Source organism: Rhodococcus sp. WAY2, from assembly GCF_009859915.1.
Lineage (GTDB): Bacteria > Actinomycetota > Actinomycetes > Mycobacteriales > Mycobacteriaceae > Rhodococcus_F > Rhodococcus_F oxybenzonivorans.
This window is the reverse complement of the sequence record NZ_CP046572.1, coordinates 1,944,105-1,963,288: the sequence shown is the minus strand read 5'-3', so window position 1 is coordinate 1,963,288 and position 19,184 is coordinate 1,944,105. Positions and strand designations below refer to the sequence as shown.

Here is a 19,184-nt window from a genome sequence, read left to right as displayed (position 1 = left end):
GTCTAGCCGCAGACGGCGACCGCCTCGTCCTCGAATCGTTCCTTGCATAGTTCGACTGTGCTACCGGTCACAGACCGTAAACTAGACCGCGAGTCTTTGCAAGAGGCACCTTGTCTACTAAAAATACTGTATATCTCGCCAAAGCGGGCTCGTCGCATCCTCGTGACCGCATCGCACCAGTTCAATCGGTGGCCAATCGGGAGACGCAGCGATCACCGAGGTGCAGAAATCGCTTCGGAACCGATCCACGCACGGTCTCCGCTTACCCACCGACCCGAAACAAACTGGTGGATCGCTTGACACAATCACACGATCCACTTATGTTCAACTGTCGAATCACAGTCGAGGTCGACTGCGATGGCGCACAGTGCCGAGGGTGGAACGCGGACAACGTCGTACGTTGGCTTGAACTTGTTATCCCGAGCGATTCCGGGGCGTGATCCGAGCGACAATCGCGGGCACTTCTCCTTCGTGGTGTACCTGGTTGATGTGCCGGCCGTTCTGGAGCGTCTCATCCTCGCCCGGGCTCGACGGTGTGGACTGCTTGACTACGCAGTTGTTGTCGGCCGATGTGGGATTTTGGGCGGTTCCGGAGGTGGAACAGTCCCTCGATGTGTGGGAGGAGGAGTACGGCGAGTTCCTTCCCGCCGGGTGCCTTGCAACGGCGAGCGGGAAGATCAGTACGGCACCTCGGCGTCTCCGGGTGACCGTTGGACCCCGACCCTGCCGAGGTCGAGATGCGCATGAACGTCTACCGGTCCGGCTAGAAGCGGGGCTCGCGCAGTGCCGCCCCTCTTGGGTGCCGAAGCCAGTTCCTGCCCGCCGAGCGGCACATCAGACGCGCGTTGCGCGCCAAGTGCTATCGGACGGGCCGTCCGGCACGACATGCTGTAGTCATGCACAACAGACGAAGCAATCGCATGACCGACCTTGGCCAGCAGACAGCCGGCGTGTGCAAGCAGTTGGGCACGCTGGCCGACGTGCAGCGCCACCTCGACAACGTCGCCGCGGTGCGCTGGGACGTGATCGAATGAGCACGCCCGCTGATCTTGACGAGCAGGTCACCGCAGTTCGGGATGCGCTACACGGCCTACGCCGAACCCTCCTCGACCTCGAGCGCACCTACGCAGACCTCGATGCGACCGCGCTCGCGGTGGACGACCTCGGCGCCCCGGCCACGGCGCCGGAGGTGTTGGAGAGCGCCGTTGATGCCCTCCGCGCAGCCCAGGACACCCTCGGAACTGCTGACGCCGACCTCGACGTGGCGAAACGACACACCTCACGGCTGAAAAGGCGCGAATGACCGCGGCGAACTTCCGCGGTTTCCCGGCGGTCCAACTCGCTGGAAAGTCCGCCGAAGGTCCACCCCACCTCTCCTCGGCGAATGGTCGTGAATCGGTTCGAACCAACTGCTGCGCCCCGAAGGTCACCACACGGGCTGCCCCGTCGCTGCCGGGGCGTCACCGCCACCACCCGCGGCGCAGGGTCCGCTGCCGCCACAGCCGCCGAACTGTCCACGCTGGACGACGGCGACCGCGCTTGCGGAAGCGCATGACGTGCGGCCACCGCCGGGCCTCGCCAACTACCGGCTGCCGGGGGATAATTCCCCTTGGAGGATCGTTCACCCCGAAGGAGCGATGCTTGAAAACGTCGACCTCGGCCCAGGGCCTCAGGACCGCCCGAGTGCGCCGAGGTCGGCCCGAGTAGGACGGGTGTGCTCGTGCGGCAACAAACTGCGTCCGGACCCCCGGAACCCACGACCGACGTGGAGCGCTCCGATTGATCTTTCTTCGCTGACATGCGGTAACAAGTCGGAGCCCGTCACCGAAATAACAGATGACGCAGTCAACCGCGGTGTCAGCCAGGACCCGGCCATGGGGAGTACCACGGAAGCTGGCGGCATGGCTCAACACCGAGCCATCGCAGGTGACGAGGGTAGGTGAGAGATTTGGCTAGGGGCATCACCCACAACGGCAATCCCGATGCCGATCTCCCAGACGACGACGCACCGGTGGACGTCGCGGCAGTACGCCGCGACGACGCGCTGATCGACGCGATCGCCAGTGGCGATCCAGTCGCATCGGATTCGTCGGAACAGGACCAACTCGCGCTGCTGCTGACCAACTGGCGCGCCGACATCGTCGCGACGCCGATGCCAACCGGTCCGCTGCTCGACGACGTGATCGCGGCGATCGACGCCTCCGACGCTCGTTCCGCACGCAGCGCCGCCCGCGGCACGCTCCGCCTGTTGCGACCCATCGCCGGCGCTGCCGCCGCGATCGCGATCGTCATCGGTGGCGTCACCATCTTCTCGTACAACGCCGCACCCGGCGATCCACTCTGGAGCGTCAAATCGGTGGTGTTCAGCCAGCAGGCCGATTCGACCGTCGCGCAGATCGACACCACCTCCCAGCTGCAGGAAGCCGAGCGGCTGATCGCCGCGGGCGACGCGGAGGCGGCGAAGAACCTGCTCGAGGGCGCCGCCGACCGTGCCGGCGGGGTCCGCGACGCCGACACCCGCAACGAACTCGACGCATGGCGGGCGAAGCTGGCCGCAGAACTCGAGAAGATCGCTCCCACCACCCCGCCGACGACGACCACAACGGCCGGTACCGCCACCACCGAAGCGCCGACGACGACCACCGAACTGCCGGCTACCGTGCTGGAAGCACCGGGTTCCACGACGGCGCCCGGGGTCGAGCAACTGCCGGAAACCCCGCCCCCAGATGTGCAGCTTCCCGGACCACCGCCCACGTCAGTGCCGCCGCTCCTCACGACGACGCTCACGCTTCCACCCGAGACATGGCAGTCCCCCAGCCCTGAACCCACCATCACGATGGTCCCGCCTCCGCAGCTGCCCGCGCCTGTGCCGCCGGACGACCCGACGACGCAACCACCCCCACCGTCGGAGAACCCGACCATGCAGCCACCCCCACCGTCGGACAACCCGATTACCCAACCACCCACCCAGCAGCCCCCGCCGCAGGAGCCTTCTCCGGCACCGCTCCCGCCGCCAGCCACGACCAGCTGAGGACACGGCGGCCGCGCGGCGCTCTGCGGTTCTCGCAAACATTCGCTGCGAATGCTGGGCACCAGGACGCGCCCGTACCGAAGTCAGATGCGATGCGCGCTTGACACCGGACGAAAGGTGGAAGGTCTGCACGGCCGGCGCGAGCCGATGATGCGCGCAACTTCCCTACGACCCACCTGGGCGGCCGTCGGCTCACCGGTCGATATCGCCGACCCACCGGAACGGCGAGACGACACACGTCATGTCAACGAATCCACGCCCTGCTGACGACGTTGATGAAACCGCTCGCGCTGCTCATCGAGCAACACCACACCACGGTGCTGAACGCGGTGATGTTCACGGGCAATCAACAGGCGCACCGACGCGGTCCGCCGCGTCAGCTCGGTCGCCCGCCTTGCCGCTGTCCGATCGCTGAGCAAGTACGCCGCAGCACGGTCACACTCGATCAGGATCTGCTCGTACACAAGCCGTATCGGCGCCTGTTCATCGAGCCGAGCCACCGCCACGTCTTCGACCAACTGAAGCGGAAGCCGCGCCAGTCGATAGTTCACACGCAGAAGGGCCAAGGACAGGGAGCTGAGTGTCACACTCGAAATCGTAAGCACGACGAAATACTTTGTGGCTAGGGCCTTAAGTCCCGTTGTTGATTTCCGCAGAGCGCTCGCGCCGAGTGCTTATCGTCCCGATCGGGCGCCCGATTGCGCCAGCTGTGATGCTCCGGCATTCTCATGACACACCCAGCACCCAGTTCACCGCGACGGACACGATCTCCCTGTACGGGTATTCGCCGGAGAGACCGTCGACTCAGCCCCAGGTGACCGGGTCCTCCTCAGACCCCAGGTTTCGCACCAGCCATCGCCCGTCGACCAGATGCATGAGGACCGGGTACATATAGCGGGGGTCGTTCGGCTGCCACCCGCCACCCTCCGGTGTCGAGGTGTCGTGCACATAGAGCACTTCGACTCCCGGGGCGACCAGCCTTGTGCCAGTGCCGATTCCCCATGTCGCCGGATCCGGCAGCATCGCCCGGAACGACCGCACGTGTACGCGCTCGAAGTGTACCCACAACGGATGATCCGGCTCTGGTTCGGCGAGGGCGGCCGCAACCGCCTCACCATCCCAACCGTCCGCATCGATATCGCGACGATTGTCTTGCACCCAATTCCAGGCCAGTACCATCCGGAATTCGGGATCCACATTCGGCCACACCGACAGCAGATCTCCGTCCACGCACACCGGAGTCAAGAACGCCCACGCCGCACTCACCAGCTCGGCATGCCCGAGGAACCGCACCCGCTCGGCTGGATCCATCGCACGAAGCTGCCGGTACGTCTGCCGCACCTCGGGCGGCAGGGAGTCGATCTGCTCGTCGGTCAGCTCTGGAAGAGACGACGCCACCGGTTCCGCACCGGCGGCGGAGGCTTCGTCCGGGGCGGCAAGCAGTGCCCGGACGGCGTCGACGAACCGCGGGGTCAGCCGCGCGAGTAACTCGAGCAACTCCCCCACCGTGCGCGGCGGAAGCGTGTTGCCGGCGACCAGAACGTGTATGCACTCGAACACCGCTTCCGGGTCCAAATCGAGTTGATCGCACAGGAACTCGTCGGGGTGGACGACCTCGACGTCGAACGGGTCGAGCACCGCACGCGGGAAGTCCTTCAGATTGGCGGTCACGATCAATGCCGCGCCGGATCGTACCGCCGCAGCCAGAACGTGCCGGTCCTTCGGCTCGTTGGCCATCGCGGGAATCAGCTCCCGATATCCGCGTGATTCCTCCTCCGCGAAGGAGAACGCCCTGCGCATCTGCTGCACTCGCCGCGCCGCCTGTTCGGGTGAATTCCCGAACCGCTCGCCGGACAGATTCCGTTCGACCTCGTCGAGTAGATCCGGCGTCCAGACCGGACGGAACAACTCGGCATCGGCAAGGGTGAGCAGCAGATCATTCAGCGTCTGGGGAAGCATGACGCACGCGTCGAGAACCACCCGGAAGGCAGCCATCTCGGATCAGCGGGTCGAGATGAAGCCGTCAGCGGCATCGCCGGAATCCGCGGTTTCTTCGCGGGCCATCTCCTCGAGTACCTGGCCACGACGCGCCCGTTCACCCTGCTGGAACTCCAGCACATCCGCCAACTCCACCCGCCGATGCCGACCAGGTGAGGTGTACGGGATCTTCCCCGCCTCCAACAACCGCACCAACGTTGGCCGGGTGACGCCCAACAGCTCCGCGGCCTCCTGCGTCGTCAGCACCGTGCGATGCGGCTCCACCGTCACCGCCTGCCCCCGACCCAACGCAGTGACCGCGTCGACGAGTAACCCTCGGACACTGTCCGGCAGGGGCACCGACCCTTCCGGAGTCGAGATCGATACTTCTGCAGAACCAGCGAGAACATCCTTCAGCGCGGCGAGACGATCCCGATCGTCGGTGGGCGGCGGCAACACCGTGCGGTTCATCAGAGCGGCCATAGCCCACCATAAAACGAAAAAAACGAACACGCAATCAGCCGCCACCGCCAGGACTGGCCCCGCACCATACCGAGCCCGGCCAATCCCCCGCCTGCTCCACGGGGGCACCTGGACAGGCACCCCACCCCGCCGAACGGCCGGTCCGAATCGGTCGGTAATGAAGAACTATAGAAAGACCCGATCAATTCGTCACACGCTCGAGGCACCCATGCTTGAAAACCCCGCCCCATCGAAAAGGACATCACCGGCAACGCTCAACCCGTCCGCTGCAGACACCGGCGCCCCTTGCCTGGCTCGCCCCGAGCGCAGCCCAACCGGCAACCGCTCGGCCCGGCGACGGCGCGCCGCCCGCGGCGTTCCCACCGGCTCTCCCGAGCTCGACTGGCTACGACAATCCCTGCACGCCTGCGATCTCCTGACCAGCGTGCACTCCATCAGCCCCACGGACCGGGCGCTCGTTGCCTTCGCCATCGAATGGGCCCCCTACGGCGGCGCCGACGCCGAGAACCTGTTCATCAGATTCGGCGTACAACGCAACAGGTTCCTCCATCTCCTCCAAGCCGCGATGACCCCGCGACCATCAGACCTGGGCCACCTGCGCAACCTCAAGACCACCCTCTGTAACGACCTCCTCCGCGCATGGAATGACACCCACCACAACGAGAAGTAGTCCAGCAGGTTATCGGCACAGACGTATCCAAGGGCAGCCCAGAACCGTCGGCGAACGCGAACCGAGACGGACAGCCCCTCGTCCACCACCGCAGCCGCCTCGCCGACCCCGCGCAGGTGATCTGCCGAGACTGCACCTGAGAAAACCCGGATCCGAGGCCCGGTGATCCCGCCGGGCTCCTCACCGGGTCCGGGGCCAGGTGGGGTGGTGGGTGCCCGGATCGATGCTCAGGTCTTCGGTGTCGGTGAAGATCAGTCGCCCCATCGTCGAGCAGTATCGCCCACCGACGCACCGGCGCCCACTCGTATCCAACGCCGCTGGGGTGGTTCAGTTCCGCGCAGTCCTCGACGATCGCACCGGTGGCGTCGGCCTTTGTTCCTGCGGACCAGCACCCGGACACCGATCCCCAACTCCGGCCCACCGACCGGGGCGGTTGCCGTTATGCAAATCGAGGCTACCACCTGCAAGTTGGTGTTGTGACGAGCGCATAGACGTGCTGGTGACTAACAGCGAAGTCCACATTTAGCCATTGGTAGGGGTTACTTCTGGTGATCAAAGCCATAGCGTTCCACCTCGTCAGCTGGCGAATGCGACCGCCAATGCGGTCCCGGACTCCCGGGACGTCTACCGAGAGGATCACCATGACGACCACCGAGAACATCGTCGAAACCCGCCCCGCCCCGTTCACCTGGGCACAGTCCGCCCAGTACAGCCAGGGCGCCAAGGCCGGCGACCTGGTGTTCACGTCCGGTCAGGCCGGCTACGACGACGCCGGCAACCTCGTCGCCGGCGGCTTCGAGGCCCAGGCCCGCCAGGTGTTCGCCAACATCCAGAAGATCCTGCAGCAGCACGGCGCCTCGATGGCGTCGGTGGTCAAGCTGACCGCCTACCTGGGCAACCGCGACGACTTCGAAACGTTCAAGAAGGTTCGCGCCGAGTTCTTCTCCAGCCCGTACCCGGCGGTGACCGCGGTGCAGAACTCGTTCCTCGTCGAAGGCATGCTCTTCGAAGCGGACGCCGTCGCCGTCGCCGGTGCCCAGCGCATCCTCGCCGACACCGACGCCAGCTAGCTCCCAGCAGAGACTCCCACCCTTTCCACCACCAGTACAGAACTGGGATTCCATGTCTGACACCCTCTTCCCGACGCTGTTTTCTCCCCTGCAGATCGGTGACGTCACCCTGAAGAACCGGATCTTCTCCTCCGGTCACGACACCGTGATGGTGCACGACGGCGCGGTCACCGACCAACTCGTCGAGTACCACCGAGCCCGGGCAGCCGGCGGTGCCGGGCTGATCATCATGCAGGTCGCCGGTATCCACGAGACCGCGCGGTACACCTACCACGTACTCATGGCCACCGACGACAGCTGCATCGAGGGATACCGGCGCGTCGCCGACGCCGTACACGAGCACGGGTGCGCCGTGTTCGGTCAGGTGTTCCACCCGGGCCGGGAGATCATGGAATCCCAGGACGGTGCGCTTCCGGTCGCCTATGCCCCATCGGCGGTCCCGAACGAACGATTCCGGGTCATGCCCCGGCCGATGTCCCAGGCAATGATCGCCGAGGTCGTCGCCGGATACGCGGCCGGAGCGCGCCGCCTTCAACAGGCCGGACTCGACGGTGTCGAGATCGTGGCCAGCCACGGCTACCTGCCCGCCCAGTTCCTCAATCCCGAACTCAACCTGCGCACCGACCAGTACGGTGGCGACCTCGACAATCGAATGCGGTTCCTGCGCGAGATCATCTCCGCCGTCCGCGAGGCTGTCGGGGCGGGGTTCGCGGTCGGCGTCCGAGTGTCCGGCATCGAGCACTCCTCCGTGGAGGACGAGCCCACCGACATCGTGGAGGTGTGCCGCAGGCTCGACGCGGACGGGTCGCTGGACTATCTCAACGTCACCGAGGGCACCTCCGCCAGCCGGACCGGGTCGTTGCACATCGTCCCGCCGATGAGCGAGGAGGCCGCCTACACCGCACCCGCCGCCGCGAACATCAAGGCCGCCGTGTCGATTCCGGTGCTCGTCGCCGGGCGGATCAACCAACCGCAGGAAGCCGAAATCGTCCTCACCAAGGGGCAGGCCGACGCCTGTGCGATGACCCGCGCCCTGATCTGCGACCCGGAGATGCCGGCCAAGGCGCAGGCCGAGCGGCCGGACGACATCCGGGCCTGCATCGGCTGCAACCAGGCGTGTATCGGTCACTTCCAGGCCGGCTATCCGATCTCCTGCCTTCAGCGTCCGGAGACCGGACGCGAACGCGAATTCGGCACCCTGGTGATCACCCCGAAGCCGAGGGACGTCATGGTCGTCGGCGGCGGGCCCGCCGGGATGAAGGCGGCCGTGGTCGCCGCCCAGCGCGGTCACCGGGTCACCCTGTACGAGGCCAGTGGTCGGGTCGGCGGGCAGGTCCTGCTCGCCGAACGGCTTCCCGGCCGATCCGAGTTCGGCGGCGCAGCAACCAATCTGCAGTCCGAACTCGACCGCTACGGAGTCATCGTGAAAACCCGTGTCGAGGTGGATGCGGCGATGATCACCGCGCAACGCCCCGACCACGTCATTATCGCGACCGGCGCCACCCCGTATCGGCCGCCGCTCGAGCTGGACGGGGACATGCCGGTCCTCGAGGCCTGGGACGTGATCGGCTCAGGCGGCAGCAATGCCCCCAAGGGTGAGATCGTCGTGGCGGACTGGCGGGGCGACTGGACCGGCCTCGGCGTCGCCGAAATGCTTGCCCGGGAAGGACGCAAGGTGACCCTGTGTGTCAACGGCTATGCGGCCGGTGAACAGCTGCAGCAGTACACCCGCATTGCGATGCTGCGCGCCGCCACCGAAGCGAAAGTCCGCGTCATCCCCCACGCACGGCTGTTCGGTGCGGACGAGGACACCGTCTATCTGGTCAACACCCTGACCGGTGAGCCGATCATCCTCGACGGCATCGACGGACTCGTCCTCGCACTCGGACACCAGCAGAACGATGCCCTGCTCACCGAGGTCGAAACCACCGGCATCCCGTTCACCGGGGTCGGTGACTGCCTCGCCCCACGCACCGTCGAAGAAGCCGTCCTGGACGGACTGAAAGCAGCCGCTGCCGTGTAGCGTCCTGGTCAGTCGGCCAGTGATATCGCGTGCGCGCGTGCGCGCAGCGCCAGCCACAGCATCGCGATGTCCGATGAAGCCTTCAGGTTTCGTCCTGTCACGGTCTCGATTTTGCGGAGCCGAAAAACTAGGGACTGCCGGTGGATTCCGAGCCGGTCGGCAGTCACGGTCCAGCTTCGATTGTTGGCGAGAAAGGTTTCGAGAGTCTCGACGAGGTTCGATTCGTGCCCCTGGTCGTACAGGAGGAGTTCGCCAAGTATCGCGTCGGTGGCATGCCGGGCGTCGGTGAGGGTGCGCGGTACGAACAGTGGCGCATCGATGGAGTACCGGGCGACAGGCACACCGGTCGATCGGGCGGTGTCCAACGCCCAACTCGCCTGGCGCGCGCTGTCCGAGATTTCTCCGATCGTAGTGGCCGAGGGCGACACTCCTATCGACCCGGTCTTCCCGCCCAGCAGGTCGATGGTCTCGGTGCTTCGCGCGATGGGGAGCAGCATGTAGGCGTGCTCATCGAGTGCGGCGGTCACGTTGGGAATCCGTCGGTCTCCCGCTATCGTCCGTGCAGCGGGAAGGAAATCGGTACCGAAGCTGAGCACCGTCCATTCGGCCCCGGCCAGGTCGAATTGTTCGAGGAGCGGTGTGACGGTTTCGGTTGCATCGGAGCCGGCGAGGATTCTCTGCAGGAGGTGCTCGCCGGTTTCGTTGGCATACTCCCGCTCCCGGGTAACCTTTTCGACTTCGACGCCGATCAGGCTCCGCACATGCAGCAGTGCAAACGCATCGACATCCGTTGCTGGGCTTCCCTCCATGACGAGCATGCATTTGCGGTGTGTAGGCAGTGCATGGGCGGTCATCACGTAGTTGGCACCCTCTACGAGCGTGAGGTGGGCGGGCAGGCGTTCGAGTGTGCCGGCGACATTCGAAGCCAATGAGGCGATGGCTGTTTCGGACAGTGCAGTGTCCGTGGGCAGGACGTCGGTACTGTACTCGACGTCGACGACGTGCAAGGTGTATCCGAGCTCCCGAGACAGCCTCTCCAGGAGACTCGTCTCCGCTAGTGACGTCGAGCGTGCGTGTTCGTAGAGTCGGCTCAGTCGGGCAACCCTGCTGACTTGAACACTCTGACTGGCTAGAGCCACCGTCCGTCCGATGGCCGCGAATGGGGTGGTGTGGCTGCACCTCAGGATGGGGAATTTCAGTCTGTCGGCAACGGACACCATCGCACCCGTCAGCGGTGGCGCCGTCGCATCATCGCCGATGATGACACCCGCCAGCCCTTTTTCGTAGAGGCGCTCGACAAACCTGCACTGCGCCTGCTCGTCCGACGGCACACACAAACCGGCGGTCATCAGCAACTCGTCCGCTCCCAGCCAGTCCCAGGGGTCGAGTTCCGAGGTGTGCGCCCACACGATCCGTCGGTCGAGTCCTTCCATACCGGCGACGGCGGTGCACCCGAGCTGATCCATCGCGATGAGATCGCCGACGGTTAATCTCGACATGGTCTACCTCTCGTCACTCAGGCCTGGCCGGTACTGATCCGACGGGCGATCAGCGCCATCCAGAAGTCGGCGATGTCGGCGGAACTCTTCACGCTGCGGCCGGTCAAACCCTCGATCTTGCGTAATCGATATCCGAGTGTCTGACGGTGGATGACGAGCTTCTCGGAGGTTGCCGACCAGTTTCGATCCATGGACAGGAACACATCAAGAGTTTCGATGAGATCACTGTGATGAGCCGTGTCGTAATCGATGACCTTGCCCAGCACGGCTCGCGCCGCAAAGTGTGCTTCCGTCAAGGTGCGGGGAAGGAACAGCGGCGCCGCAGTCGAATACTCGGCGAGACCGCCTCCCGCCGCCCGCGCGGCCTGGAGGGCCCACCGGGCTTGACGAACGCTGTCCGGCACCCGTTGAGTCGTCGCATTACGTGCCGACATGCCCATCGAATCGATGTGGTGGCCGAGTAGATCCGCCGCCGGATCGGCGTCGGCGCTCGGGATCATCACATAACCCTCTTCCCCGACGAAGCACGACAAGTAAGGGAATCCACGGTCTCCGATCAGCGTGCGCGCGGTGTGGAGGCGAGCAGCGTCGAATCCGATGACGCACCAGTCCGTATCGGCCAATCCCAGTTGCCCCAGCCGAGGCCTGGCGGCATCCGCGCTGATCGATCCGGTGACCATCTGCTCGAGCAGCTCCGCCCGCACGACATCGGTGCGCTCGCGTTCTCGGGTCACGCGCTCTACTTCCACGCCGACCAGGCTCTGGGCATGCAATAACACGAAGGCATCGACCTCGAGGTCGGTGTATCCAGCTGCGACGAGCATGCACTTGCGGTGACTAGCGAGGGGGAACGCTGTCGCCGTCGTTCCGGCAGCGGCGTCGATCGCTATTCGCGGCGGAAGACGGTCGAGCCGGCCACCGACGCGGTTGCGAAGCTGACCGATGAGTTCGTCGTCCAGTGGGTGTGCATCACGGAGCACCTCGCTCCCGAGCTCGACGTCGACGACATGGAGCTGGTGTCCAAGTTCCTCCGACAGTCGACCGAGCAGCGATGTCTCCTCTTCGGGTGCCGCGTGCGTGGCGTCGTAGAGCCGACTCAAGCGCGCAATTCGACTCACCTGAACGCTCTGGGCCGCGATCGCGACGGTGCGGCCGATTGCCGCAAAGGGGGTCGCATGACCGACCGTGACAACGGGGAAGCCCAGTTCGTCGGCTTCGGACAGCATGTCCTGCGTGAACGGGGGCGCTTGCAGGTCGTCGCCGATCGCGATACCGGCCAAACCTGCCTCGCTGAGGCTTCGAATGAACTGCTTCTGTTGGTCAGCTGGTGCCGGCAGGCACATCCCGGTGGTCATCAGCAGATCGTCGGCACTGAGCCAGTTCCACGGATCGGGTAACTCGCACACATGCGCCCACACCACGGTCCGTCCTATGCCGGCCGCGCCGGCAACCACGCTGCACGCAAGTTGCCTCATGGTCACCAAGTCGCCGACTGTCAGGTTCGACACAAATCACTCCCGGAGCCAGACGATACACGCCCATCGGAGTCGGACGCGAGTATAGACATCGCTCAGTGAATTGTATGTGAGTACGGCTCCTGCGGATCAGATTCGCGCTGTGTCGGCGAGGGACTTGCCGCGCGTTTCTGGCGCGAAGGCGACACTGACCGCGAGGCCCGCCAGGCTGATCGCGGCAGCGCCGAGCATGGTCGGGCCGACGCCCCAGCGGTCCAAGGCCATCGGGACCATATAGGTACCGAGGGCACCACCGACTCGGCTGAGCGATGAGGCCAATCCCACCGCGCTGCCTCTGATTTCGGTCGGAAAGAGTTCGTTGGGGTACACCAGCTGAAGAACCTGAGCGCCTCCGGTGAACACCGCATACGTCGCGAACAGGCACAGGATGACGGAAACGGGACTCTCGGGGAACAAGCCCAGAAGGAGCAGGGTCGCTCCGGACCACGCGAAGCTTTGGATCAACAAGGTGCGGCGCCCCAACCGGTTGATAGCCGCCATCGCGACGACACAGCCGACCAGGAGCAGAACTGTGATCAAGGCCGACCCCATGTTCGCCATCCGCCCGTCGAGCCCGAGCTCCGCGAGGATCTTCGGGCCGAAGGCATACACCGCGAACAGCGGCACGATTGCTGCGGTCCAGAACGCGGTGACGAAGACGATTCGGCGGAGGTACCCCGAATTCCAGAGCGCGCCGACTCCCCCGGCGCGGCGCCCGGACTCGATCTCGATGACGGCGTGCGGACCGAAGACCTTCGCAACGACCTCATTGGCTTCGTCGATGCGTCCCTTACCGGCGAGCCAGCGCGGTGACTCCGGTGTTCCGATGCGGGTGATCACGGTCAGTACAGCCGGCACCGCGGCACTGGCCAGCAGCCATCGCCATCCCTGATCGCCGACTCGGGTGAGGACGTCACCGACCAGGTAGGCGAACGCGGCGCCGACGAACCACATCACCGTGAGGACACCGATGAACGGGCCCCGGTATTTCTTCGGGGTGAACTCGGTCAAAAGTGATGTGGCGATGGGATAGTCCGCCCCGATCATCATTCCGATGAGAATCCGGAGCAAAAACAGCCACCCGAAGTCGTCGACCCAGAACTGCGCGACCGAGAAGACGATGACGCCGACCAGATCGACTGTATAGAGGGCTCGGCGCCCGAAGCGGTCGGTGAGCCCTCCGCCGAGGAAGGCCCCGAGGAAGATGCCGATCGATGCAGACGCCGCGAGGAGGCCTTGCTGTGCCGAGTTCAGATCCCACTGCGGGGTCAGGTGCTCCATGGCGATCCCGATGATGCTCAGCACGTATCCGTCGAGGAACGGTCCCCCGGCCGAGAAGAGGACGAGCCGTTTGTGGAAGCGCAGCAGCGGGGCGTCGTCGACGCGGAAGGATGTTGTCGAGCTGGGAGATGCTGGGTACATCACGTTCTCTCCGGGCTGAGTTCGGGCATGTTGCCGGCTATTCGTCAGGCGATGAGCGAAGAGTTCCAGGACGTCGGGCCGCCGAGCCAGAGACCTGAATGCGCGCACGAGCTATTGTCTACACGTCCATCCACAAATTGAACACATTAGCCACAAAGTGAACCCGTCCGAGTAGGGGCTCGGTGACTGCGGAGTGGAGGCGATTCGGTTCGTCGGGGTGAATCGAACGCCTATCCTGAGGTGTCTGCAGAAAAATATGGCGGTGAAACGAACAGCTGCAGGCCCGGGTCCGTGCCGGCCCGCCTGCTCGGGCCTCATGGTGTGGGCTCGGCAGGCGTGCAGGTGAGTTGAGCGCCGCCATGTCCGAGGTCGACCCCTTTGCCACCCAGCGCGGGCCGGCGCCGGGATTTCCGGACGAGCTGCACGCGGACGGGTTCGACGACGCGCAGGAAATCGGTAGTGGTGGATTCGGGATCGTCTACCGGTGCGTCCAGCCGTCACTCGATCGCACAGTGGCGGTCAAGGTGCTCACCTCGGATCTCGACCCCGACAATCTGGAGCGGTTCCTGCGGGAACAGCGCGCGATGGGCAGGCTCTCAGGTCATCCGAACATCGTCACCATCTTGCAGGTGGGAACCACCAGGAGCGGACACCCCTATCTGGTGATGCAGCTGCATTCCCGCGGTTCGCTCGAGTCGCAGATCCGAATCGAGGGTCCGCTGGACTGGCAGTCGGTACTGCGACTGGGGGTGAAGTTGTGCGGGGCGCTCGAGGTGGCGCACCGGACCGGCATCGTGCACCGCGACGTCAAGCCGGCAAACGTGCTCCTCACCGATTACGGGGAACCGCAGCTGACCGACTTCGGGATCGCGCGGATTCCGGGCGGTTTCGAGACCACCTCCGGCACGGTGACCGGATCACCGGCGTTCACCGCGCCGGAGGTGCTCCGCGGCAACGCACCCGAGCCCGCCGCAGACATCTACAGCGTCGGAGCAACATTGTTCTGCGCGTTGACCGGTCACGCGGCGTTCGAGCGGCGCTCGGGTGAACGCCTCGTCGCCCAGTTTCTACGGGTCAGCTCGCACCCGATCCCGGATCTGCGCGGGGGGACGATTCCCGACCAGGTATGCGCGGCGATCGAACATGCCATGGCCACGACTGCTGCCGACCGTCCCACCACTGCCGCGGCGTTCGGCGAGGAACTGAGACGGGTGCAGGAGTCGACCGGCGTGCCGGTCGATCCTCTGCCGTTGCCCGGCGCCGCCGCCCACCCGCCGCCCACCACCAGCGGATCCCACACTCCCGGCGCGACCGCCTACGGGCCGGCGCGGGTGACGCCCACCGGGTCGCTGACCCCGCCGCCGTCACCGGCGACGAAATTCCGTCCCCCCGAATCGGCGCGGGCGCTGGTCCCGCGTGAGCGGCTACTCGACCTGCTCCGCCAGGGCGGGCAGCGGCGGTTGATCGTGATTCACGCCCCCACCGGGTACGGCAAGAGCATCCTCGCCGCCCAGTGGCGTCAGGCACTCGCGGACGAGGGCAGTGCGGTCGCCTGGCTCACCGTGGACCGGGACGACAACAACGTGGTGTGGTTTCTGGTCCATCTGGTCGAGGCGATCGAACGGGTGCAGCCGGAAGTGACCGGGAATCTGCGCCAACAGTTGGAGGAGCACAGCGGTGATGCACAGCGGTTCGTGCTGAGCACGCTGATCGACCGGATCCACGAGAACGGCCGGCGCATCGTGATCGTCCTCGACGACTGGCATCGAGTCACCGCCCCCGACACGCTCGGTGTGCTGCGCACTCTGCTCGTGGAGGGCTGCCACCACTTGCAGATCCTGGTCACAAGCCGCTCTCGCACCGGTCTGCCGCTGAGCCGGATGCGGATGCACGACGAACTCGTCGAGATCGACTCCGAGACGCTGCGTTTCGACACCACCGAGTCGCAGTCGTTCCTCGTCGACGTCCGCGGCCTGGATCTGACCGGCCGTGATGTGGCCACGTTGACCGAAACGACCGACGGTTGGGTGGCGGGGCTTCAACTTGCCTCTTTGTCGCTGCGCGGACGAGAGGATTCGACCACCCTCATCGAGCGACTCACCGGCCGCACCCAAGCGATCGGGGAGTTCCTCGCCGAGAACGTCCTCGACCACCTCGATCCATCGATACTCGACTTCCTGTTGGCGACCTCGATCTGCGAGCGACTGTGCGGCTCATTGGCCACCGCCCTGACCGGGGACCCGCACGGGCAGGCGATGCTCGAGAAGATCGAAGAACACGATCTGTTTCTCCGCCGGGCCGATGAGGACGGGCGCTGGTTCCGCTATCACCACCTGTTCGCCGAATTCCTCCAACACCGTCTCGAACGCGACCAGCCGGAGAAGATCACCGAACTGCACCGGGTGGCCACCGAGTGGTTCACCGATCGCCGTTTCCTCAACGAGGCGGTCGACCATGCGCTGGCCGCCGGTGACCCAGCCAGGGCGGTCACCCTGGTCGAGGACAACGGCATGGACCTGATCGAGCACGCCCGGATGTCCACCGTGCTCGGGCTGATCGACAAATTGCCGCCCCGGCTGGTGTCGACGAGTCTGCGTCTGCAGCTGATCCTGGCATGGGCGAACAACGAACTGCTCCGCCCCGGGCCCGCCCATACGGCCCTCGACCGCATCGATTCCCTGCTGACCCTCGGCCGGATACCGGAATCGGAGATCGACGATCTGCGGGCCGAGTTCGGTGTCGTCACCGCAGAATCGCTGTTGTTCACCGATCGGGTCACCGGCATACCGGAACTGGTCGCCAACTGCCTGGACAGGCCGGAGAATCTGCGTCCCTGGGTCGTGTCCGCAGCCGCAGGTATCGCCGCGTTCGGCGCGGTCTACCGCTTCGACTTCGACGCCGCCCGCAACATCGAGCGCGATGCCACGCCCTACCACGACCGGGCCGGCGGCCCCTACAGCGTCGTGTGGGGCCACTGCATCACCGGAATCGCCGCCAACGAACAACTCGACACAGCGGCCGCAGAGGCTCACTTCCGGGAAGGACTCCGAATCGCCGTCGAGGCGGCCGGTCCGCATTCGCACGTCGCCCGCCTCGCCAGCGCACTGCTCGGCGAGCTGCTGTATGAACGTGGCGATCTCACCGAGGCCGGCCGACTCCTCGAGGAAAGCGTCGCGCTCGGTTCCACGGGGGGTGTCGACTTCATGTTGGGTCCCTTCGTGATCGGCGCCCGGATCAAGGCGCTGGGCGGTGACCGGGAGGGCACCACCACCCGCCTGGACGAAGGCACCAGCATTGCCCGCACCCTCGACCTGCCCCGGCTGCGTGCCCGCATCGACAACGAACGGATCCGCCTGCACCTGCACGACCCGCTCTTCCCGATGCCGCCTGTCAAGCGGCCGACAACCATCCGATCGCAGCCGCCGGACGGTATCGCCCAAATCGTTGCCGAGTTCGACGAATCGGCCGCCGTCATGCACCTGCTCTCCGAGCCCACCCCGGCAGACATCTCGTCGGCCTGCACCCGGGCACAGGACGCGGTCGACCGGCTCACCGGCAGCGGCCGCCCCCGAGCGCTACTGACTGCCCGCCGCCTCCTGCTCGGGTGCCTGGCCGCCGGCGACCGCCTCGAGGAGGCGCAGACTCTGCTCGCCACCCTCGCCACCCTCGCCGCACAGTGCGCCGAGCACCGGATGAGCCGCTACCTCGTCGACGCCGGACCTCCGATCACCTCGATCATCGAGGCCCTCCTCGAGCGCCACCGCCAGAACCGGTGGCCCGATGAGTGGCCCGCGGTGCCCGCCGATTTCCTCACCGCGCTGCAGGCCACCACTTCTTTCCTGAGCGCGGGCCTCACACGGCGCGGCCGTGGACAGCAGTGGACACCCATCGCCGACGTTGTGCAGTGCCCATCTTCGGACGGGAACGACGCAGCGTCGAGCAGTTTCCACGCAGATGAGGTATTGACGGCCGCACATTCCACCTCTTACAGTGGTGTTCAACACATGAACTACGTGTTCAAAAAGTGAACGGAGATAGACAATGGCGTCTCAGCGCATGCGACTCTTTGCCTTCGATTACCAGGGCCCGGCGCACCTGTCGGCCGGCCTGTGGCGGCATCCGAAGGACCAGGGCGGCAACTACAAGAACCTCGCCTACTGGACCGAGTACGCCAAGCTGCTTGAAGAGGCCCGGTTCGACGGCATCTTCTTCGCCGACAACGTCGGCTACCACGACATCTACGAGGGCAATGCCGACGCCGCTCTTGCCGATGCGGCGCAGATCCCGGCGCAGGATCCGTTCATGGCCGTCTCCGCGATGGCCGCGGTGACCAAGAACCTCGGGTTCGGACTCACCGGGTCGACGTCCTATGAGCACCCGTACGCGCTTGCCCGCAAGTTCAGCACCCTCGACCACCTCACCGACGGCCGCGTCGGATGGAACCTGGTGACCTCCTACTCCGACAGCGCTGCACGCAATCTCGGTACCGGACAGCAGGTTCCCCACGACGAGCGGTACGACATGGCCGCCGAGTACCTCGAGGTCTGCTACAAGCTGTGGGAGGGGTCCTGGCAGGACGACGCGGTCGTGCGGGATGCCGAGCGCGGCATGTACATCGACCCGAGCCGGGTACACAACATCGAGCACAAGGGCAAGTACTTCTCCGTTCCTGGCTTCGCGCTGTGCGAGCCGTCCCCGCAGCGCACCCCGGTGATCTTCCAGGCCGGTGGCTCCTCGAAGGGCCGCGCCCTCGCCGCCTCCAGCGCCGAGGCGGTCTTCGTCAACGCCGTGTCCATCCCCGCGCTGAAGAAGCAGGTCGACAGCCTGCGCAGCCTCGCCGCCGAGGCCGGGCGTGACCCGCAGAACGTCAAGGTCCTGCAGATGCTGAACGTCGTCTGCGCTCCGACCGACGAACAGGCCCACGCCAAGTACGAGAGTTACCGCAAGCTGGTCAGCTACGCCGGGGCGATGGCCCGCTACAGCGGCTGGACCGGGCTGGACATGTCCCAGTTCGACCCTGACGTGCCGCTCAAGCATGTCAAGACCAACGCCGGGCAGACCATGGTCGACCTCTTCTCGAAGATGGACCCCGACATGGAATGGACCCCGCGCGACATCGCCGAATTCATCGGCATCGGCGGCACCGGCCCGACCATCGTCGGCTCCCCCACCACCGTCGCCGACGAGCTGACCCGGTGGATGAACGAAACCGGTATCGCCGGCTACAACTTCGGGCACGCGGTCAAGTACCAGGACATGGCGGATTTCATCGAACTGGTCGTCCCCGAACTTCAGCGCCGCGGCACCGTGTGGAGCGAATACGAAGGCTCGACACTGCGCGAAAAGCTCTACGGCAAGGGCGCTGTTCGGCTCCGCGACGACCATCCCGGACTCCGCGTCGGCAACCGCACCGTCGACGCCGTCTGACACAACCACCCCCACGTGCCCCCACCCGTCTTCCCGCCGTCCCCGCGGCGCGGGAGACGGTGGGAAGA

At 65.6% G+C, this 19,184-nt stretch carries 13 protein-coding genes; 7 read left to right on the top strand and 6 right to left on the bottom strand.

The annotated features are described in order from the left end of the window. Positions 1–1,030 precede the first annotated feature (1,030 nt). On the top strand, positions 1,031–1,303 hold the full coding sequence (locus tag GFS60_RS09205; RefSeq protein WP_159920597.1) for a hypothetical protein: 273 nt from the start codon (positions 1,031–1,033) through the stop codon (positions 1,301–1,303). A gap of 636 nt (positions 1,304–1,939) precedes the next feature. Further along, entirely contained in the window at positions 1,940–3,031 is a 1,092-nt protein-coding gene (locus GFS60_RS09200) for an anti-sigma-D factor RsdA (RefSeq protein WP_159920595.1), read from the top strand. A 239-nt stretch (positions 3,032–3,270) separates the two neighbouring features. On the opposite strand, the gene GFS60_RS09195 is transcribed toward GFS60_RS09200, so the two are convergent. The 3 genes from GFS60_RS09195 to GFS60_RS09185 form a co-directional block, all read right to left on the bottom strand. Next, a complete protein-coding gene (locus GFS60_RS09195; RefSeq protein ID WP_159920593.1) occupies positions 3,271–3,618 on the bottom strand; it encodes a hypothetical protein in 348 nt (115 codons plus the stop codon). Positions 3,619–3,835: 217 nt separating this feature from the next. Continuing rightward, the gene (locus GFS60_RS09190; RefSeq protein ID WP_159920591.1) at positions 3,836–5,026 is read right to left on the bottom strand and encodes a PIN domain-containing protein; all 1,191 of its coding nucleotides are present in this window, start codon (positions 5,024–5,026) and stop codon (positions 3,836–3,838) included. Between the two features lie 6 nt (positions 5,027–5,032). Then, on the bottom strand, positions 5,033–5,491 hold the full coding sequence (locus GFS60_RS09185; RefSeq protein WP_159920589.1) for a helix-turn-helix domain-containing protein: 459 nt from the start codon (positions 5,489–5,491) through the stop codon (positions 5,033–5,035). A gap of 208 nt (positions 5,492–5,699) precedes the next feature. Here GFS60_RS09185 and GFS60_RS09180 point away from each other — a divergent pair, with 208 nt between their 5' ends. The 3 genes from GFS60_RS09180 (at position 5,700) to GFS60_RS09170 (ending at position 9,254) form a co-directional block, all read left to right on the top strand. Then, positions 5,700–6,161: a hypothetical protein gene (locus GFS60_RS09180; RefSeq protein WP_159920587.1), complete on the top strand. Its 462-nt coding sequence runs from the start codon at positions 5,700–5,702 to the stop codon at positions 6,159–6,161. Positions 6,162–6,802: 641 nt separating this feature from the next. Next, a complete protein-coding gene (locus GFS60_RS09175; protein ID WP_159920585.1) occupies positions 6,803–7,231 on the top strand; it encodes a RidA family protein in 429 nt (142 codons plus the stop codon). Between the two features lie 52 nt (positions 7,232–7,283). Next, entirely contained in the window at positions 7,284–9,254 is a 1,971-nt protein-coding gene (locus GFS60_RS09170) for an oxidoreductase (protein WP_159920583.1), read from the top strand. An 8-nt stretch (positions 9,255–9,262) separates the two neighbouring features. Here the strand turns inward: GFS60_RS09170 and GFS60_RS09165 are convergent, their stop codons facing one another. The 3 genes from GFS60_RS09165 to GFS60_RS09155 all read right to left on the bottom strand — a co-directional run bounded on the left by GFS60_RS09165 (position 9,263) and on the right by GFS60_RS09155 (position 13,689). Next, the gene (locus tag GFS60_RS09165; RefSeq protein ID WP_159920581.1) at positions 9,263–10,753 is read right to left on the bottom strand and encodes a PucR family transcriptional regulator; all 1,491 of its coding nucleotides are present in this window, start codon (positions 10,751–10,753) and stop codon (positions 9,263–9,265) included. A 17-nt stretch (positions 10,754–10,770) separates the two neighbouring features. Then, complete coding sequence (locus tag GFS60_RS09160; protein ID WP_159920579.1) at positions 10,771–12,261, bottom strand: PucR family transcriptional regulator; 1,491 nt, start codon at positions 12,259–12,261, stop codon at positions 10,771–10,773. Between the two features lie 96 nt (positions 12,262–12,357). Then, a complete protein-coding gene (locus GFS60_RS09155; protein ID WP_159927004.1) occupies positions 12,358–13,689 on the bottom strand; it encodes an MFS transporter in 1,332 nt (443 codons plus the stop codon). 359 nt (positions 13,690–14,048) lie between these two features. Here GFS60_RS09155 and GFS60_RS09150 point away from each other — a divergent pair, with 359 nt between their 5' ends. Both GFS60_RS09150 and GFS60_RS09145 read left to right on the top strand, forming a co-directional pair. Further along, a complete protein-coding gene (locus GFS60_RS09150) occupies positions 14,049–17,717 on the top strand; it encodes a serine/threonine-protein kinase (protein WP_328799824.1) in 3,669 nt (1,222 codons plus the stop codon). A gap of 13 nt (positions 17,718–17,730) precedes the next feature. Then, positions 17,731–19,116 carry an LLM class flavin-dependent oxidoreductase gene (locus GFS60_RS09145; RefSeq protein WP_159920577.1) on the top strand — a complete coding sequence of 462 codons (1,386 nt, stop codon included), beginning with the start codon at positions 17,731–17,733 and terminating at the stop codon, positions 19,114–19,116. Positions 19,117–19,184 lie beyond the last annotated feature (68 nt).

Bases quoted from the DNA above. Each gene is read 5' to 3' on its own strand.
- GFS60_RS09205 (WP_159920597.1), top strand. From the start codon at position 1,031: ATGAGCACGCCCGCTGATCTTGACGAGCAGGTCACCGCAGTTCGGGAT.
- GFS60_RS09190 (WP_159920591.1), bottom strand. From the start codon at position 5,026: ATGGCTGCCTTCCGGGTGGTTCTCGACGCGTGCGTCATGCTTCCCCAG.
- GFS60_RS09185 (WP_159920589.1), bottom strand. From the start codon at position 5,491: ATGGCCGCTCTGATGAACCGCACGGTGTTGCCGCCGCCCACCGACGAT.
- GFS60_RS09180 (WP_159920587.1), top strand. From the start codon at position 5,700: ATGCTTGAAAACCCCGCCCCATCGAAAAGGACATCACCGGCAACGCTC.
- GFS60_RS09175 (WP_159920585.1), top strand. From the start codon at position 6,803: ATGACGACCACCGAGAACATCGTCGAAACCCGCCCCGCCCCGTTCACC.
- GFS60_RS09170 (WP_159920583.1), top strand. From the start codon at position 7,284: ATGTCTGACACCCTCTTCCCGACGCTGTTTTCTCCCCTGCAGATCGGT.
- GFS60_RS09165 (WP_159920581.1), bottom strand. From the start codon at position 10,753: ATGTCGAGATTAACCGTCGGCGATCTCATCGCGATGGATCAGCTCGGG.
- GFS60_RS09155 (WP_159927004.1), bottom strand. From the start codon at position 13,689: ATGTACCCAGCATCTCCCAGCTCGACAACATCCTTCCGCGTCGACGAC.
- GFS60_RS09150 (WP_328799824.1), top strand. From the start codon at position 14,049: ATGTCCGAGGTCGACCCCTTTGCCACCCAGCGCGGGCCGGCGCCGGGA.
- GFS60_RS09145 (WP_159920577.1), top strand. From the start codon at position 17,731: ATGGCGTCTCAGCGCATGCGACTCTTTGCCTTCGATTACCAGGGCCCG.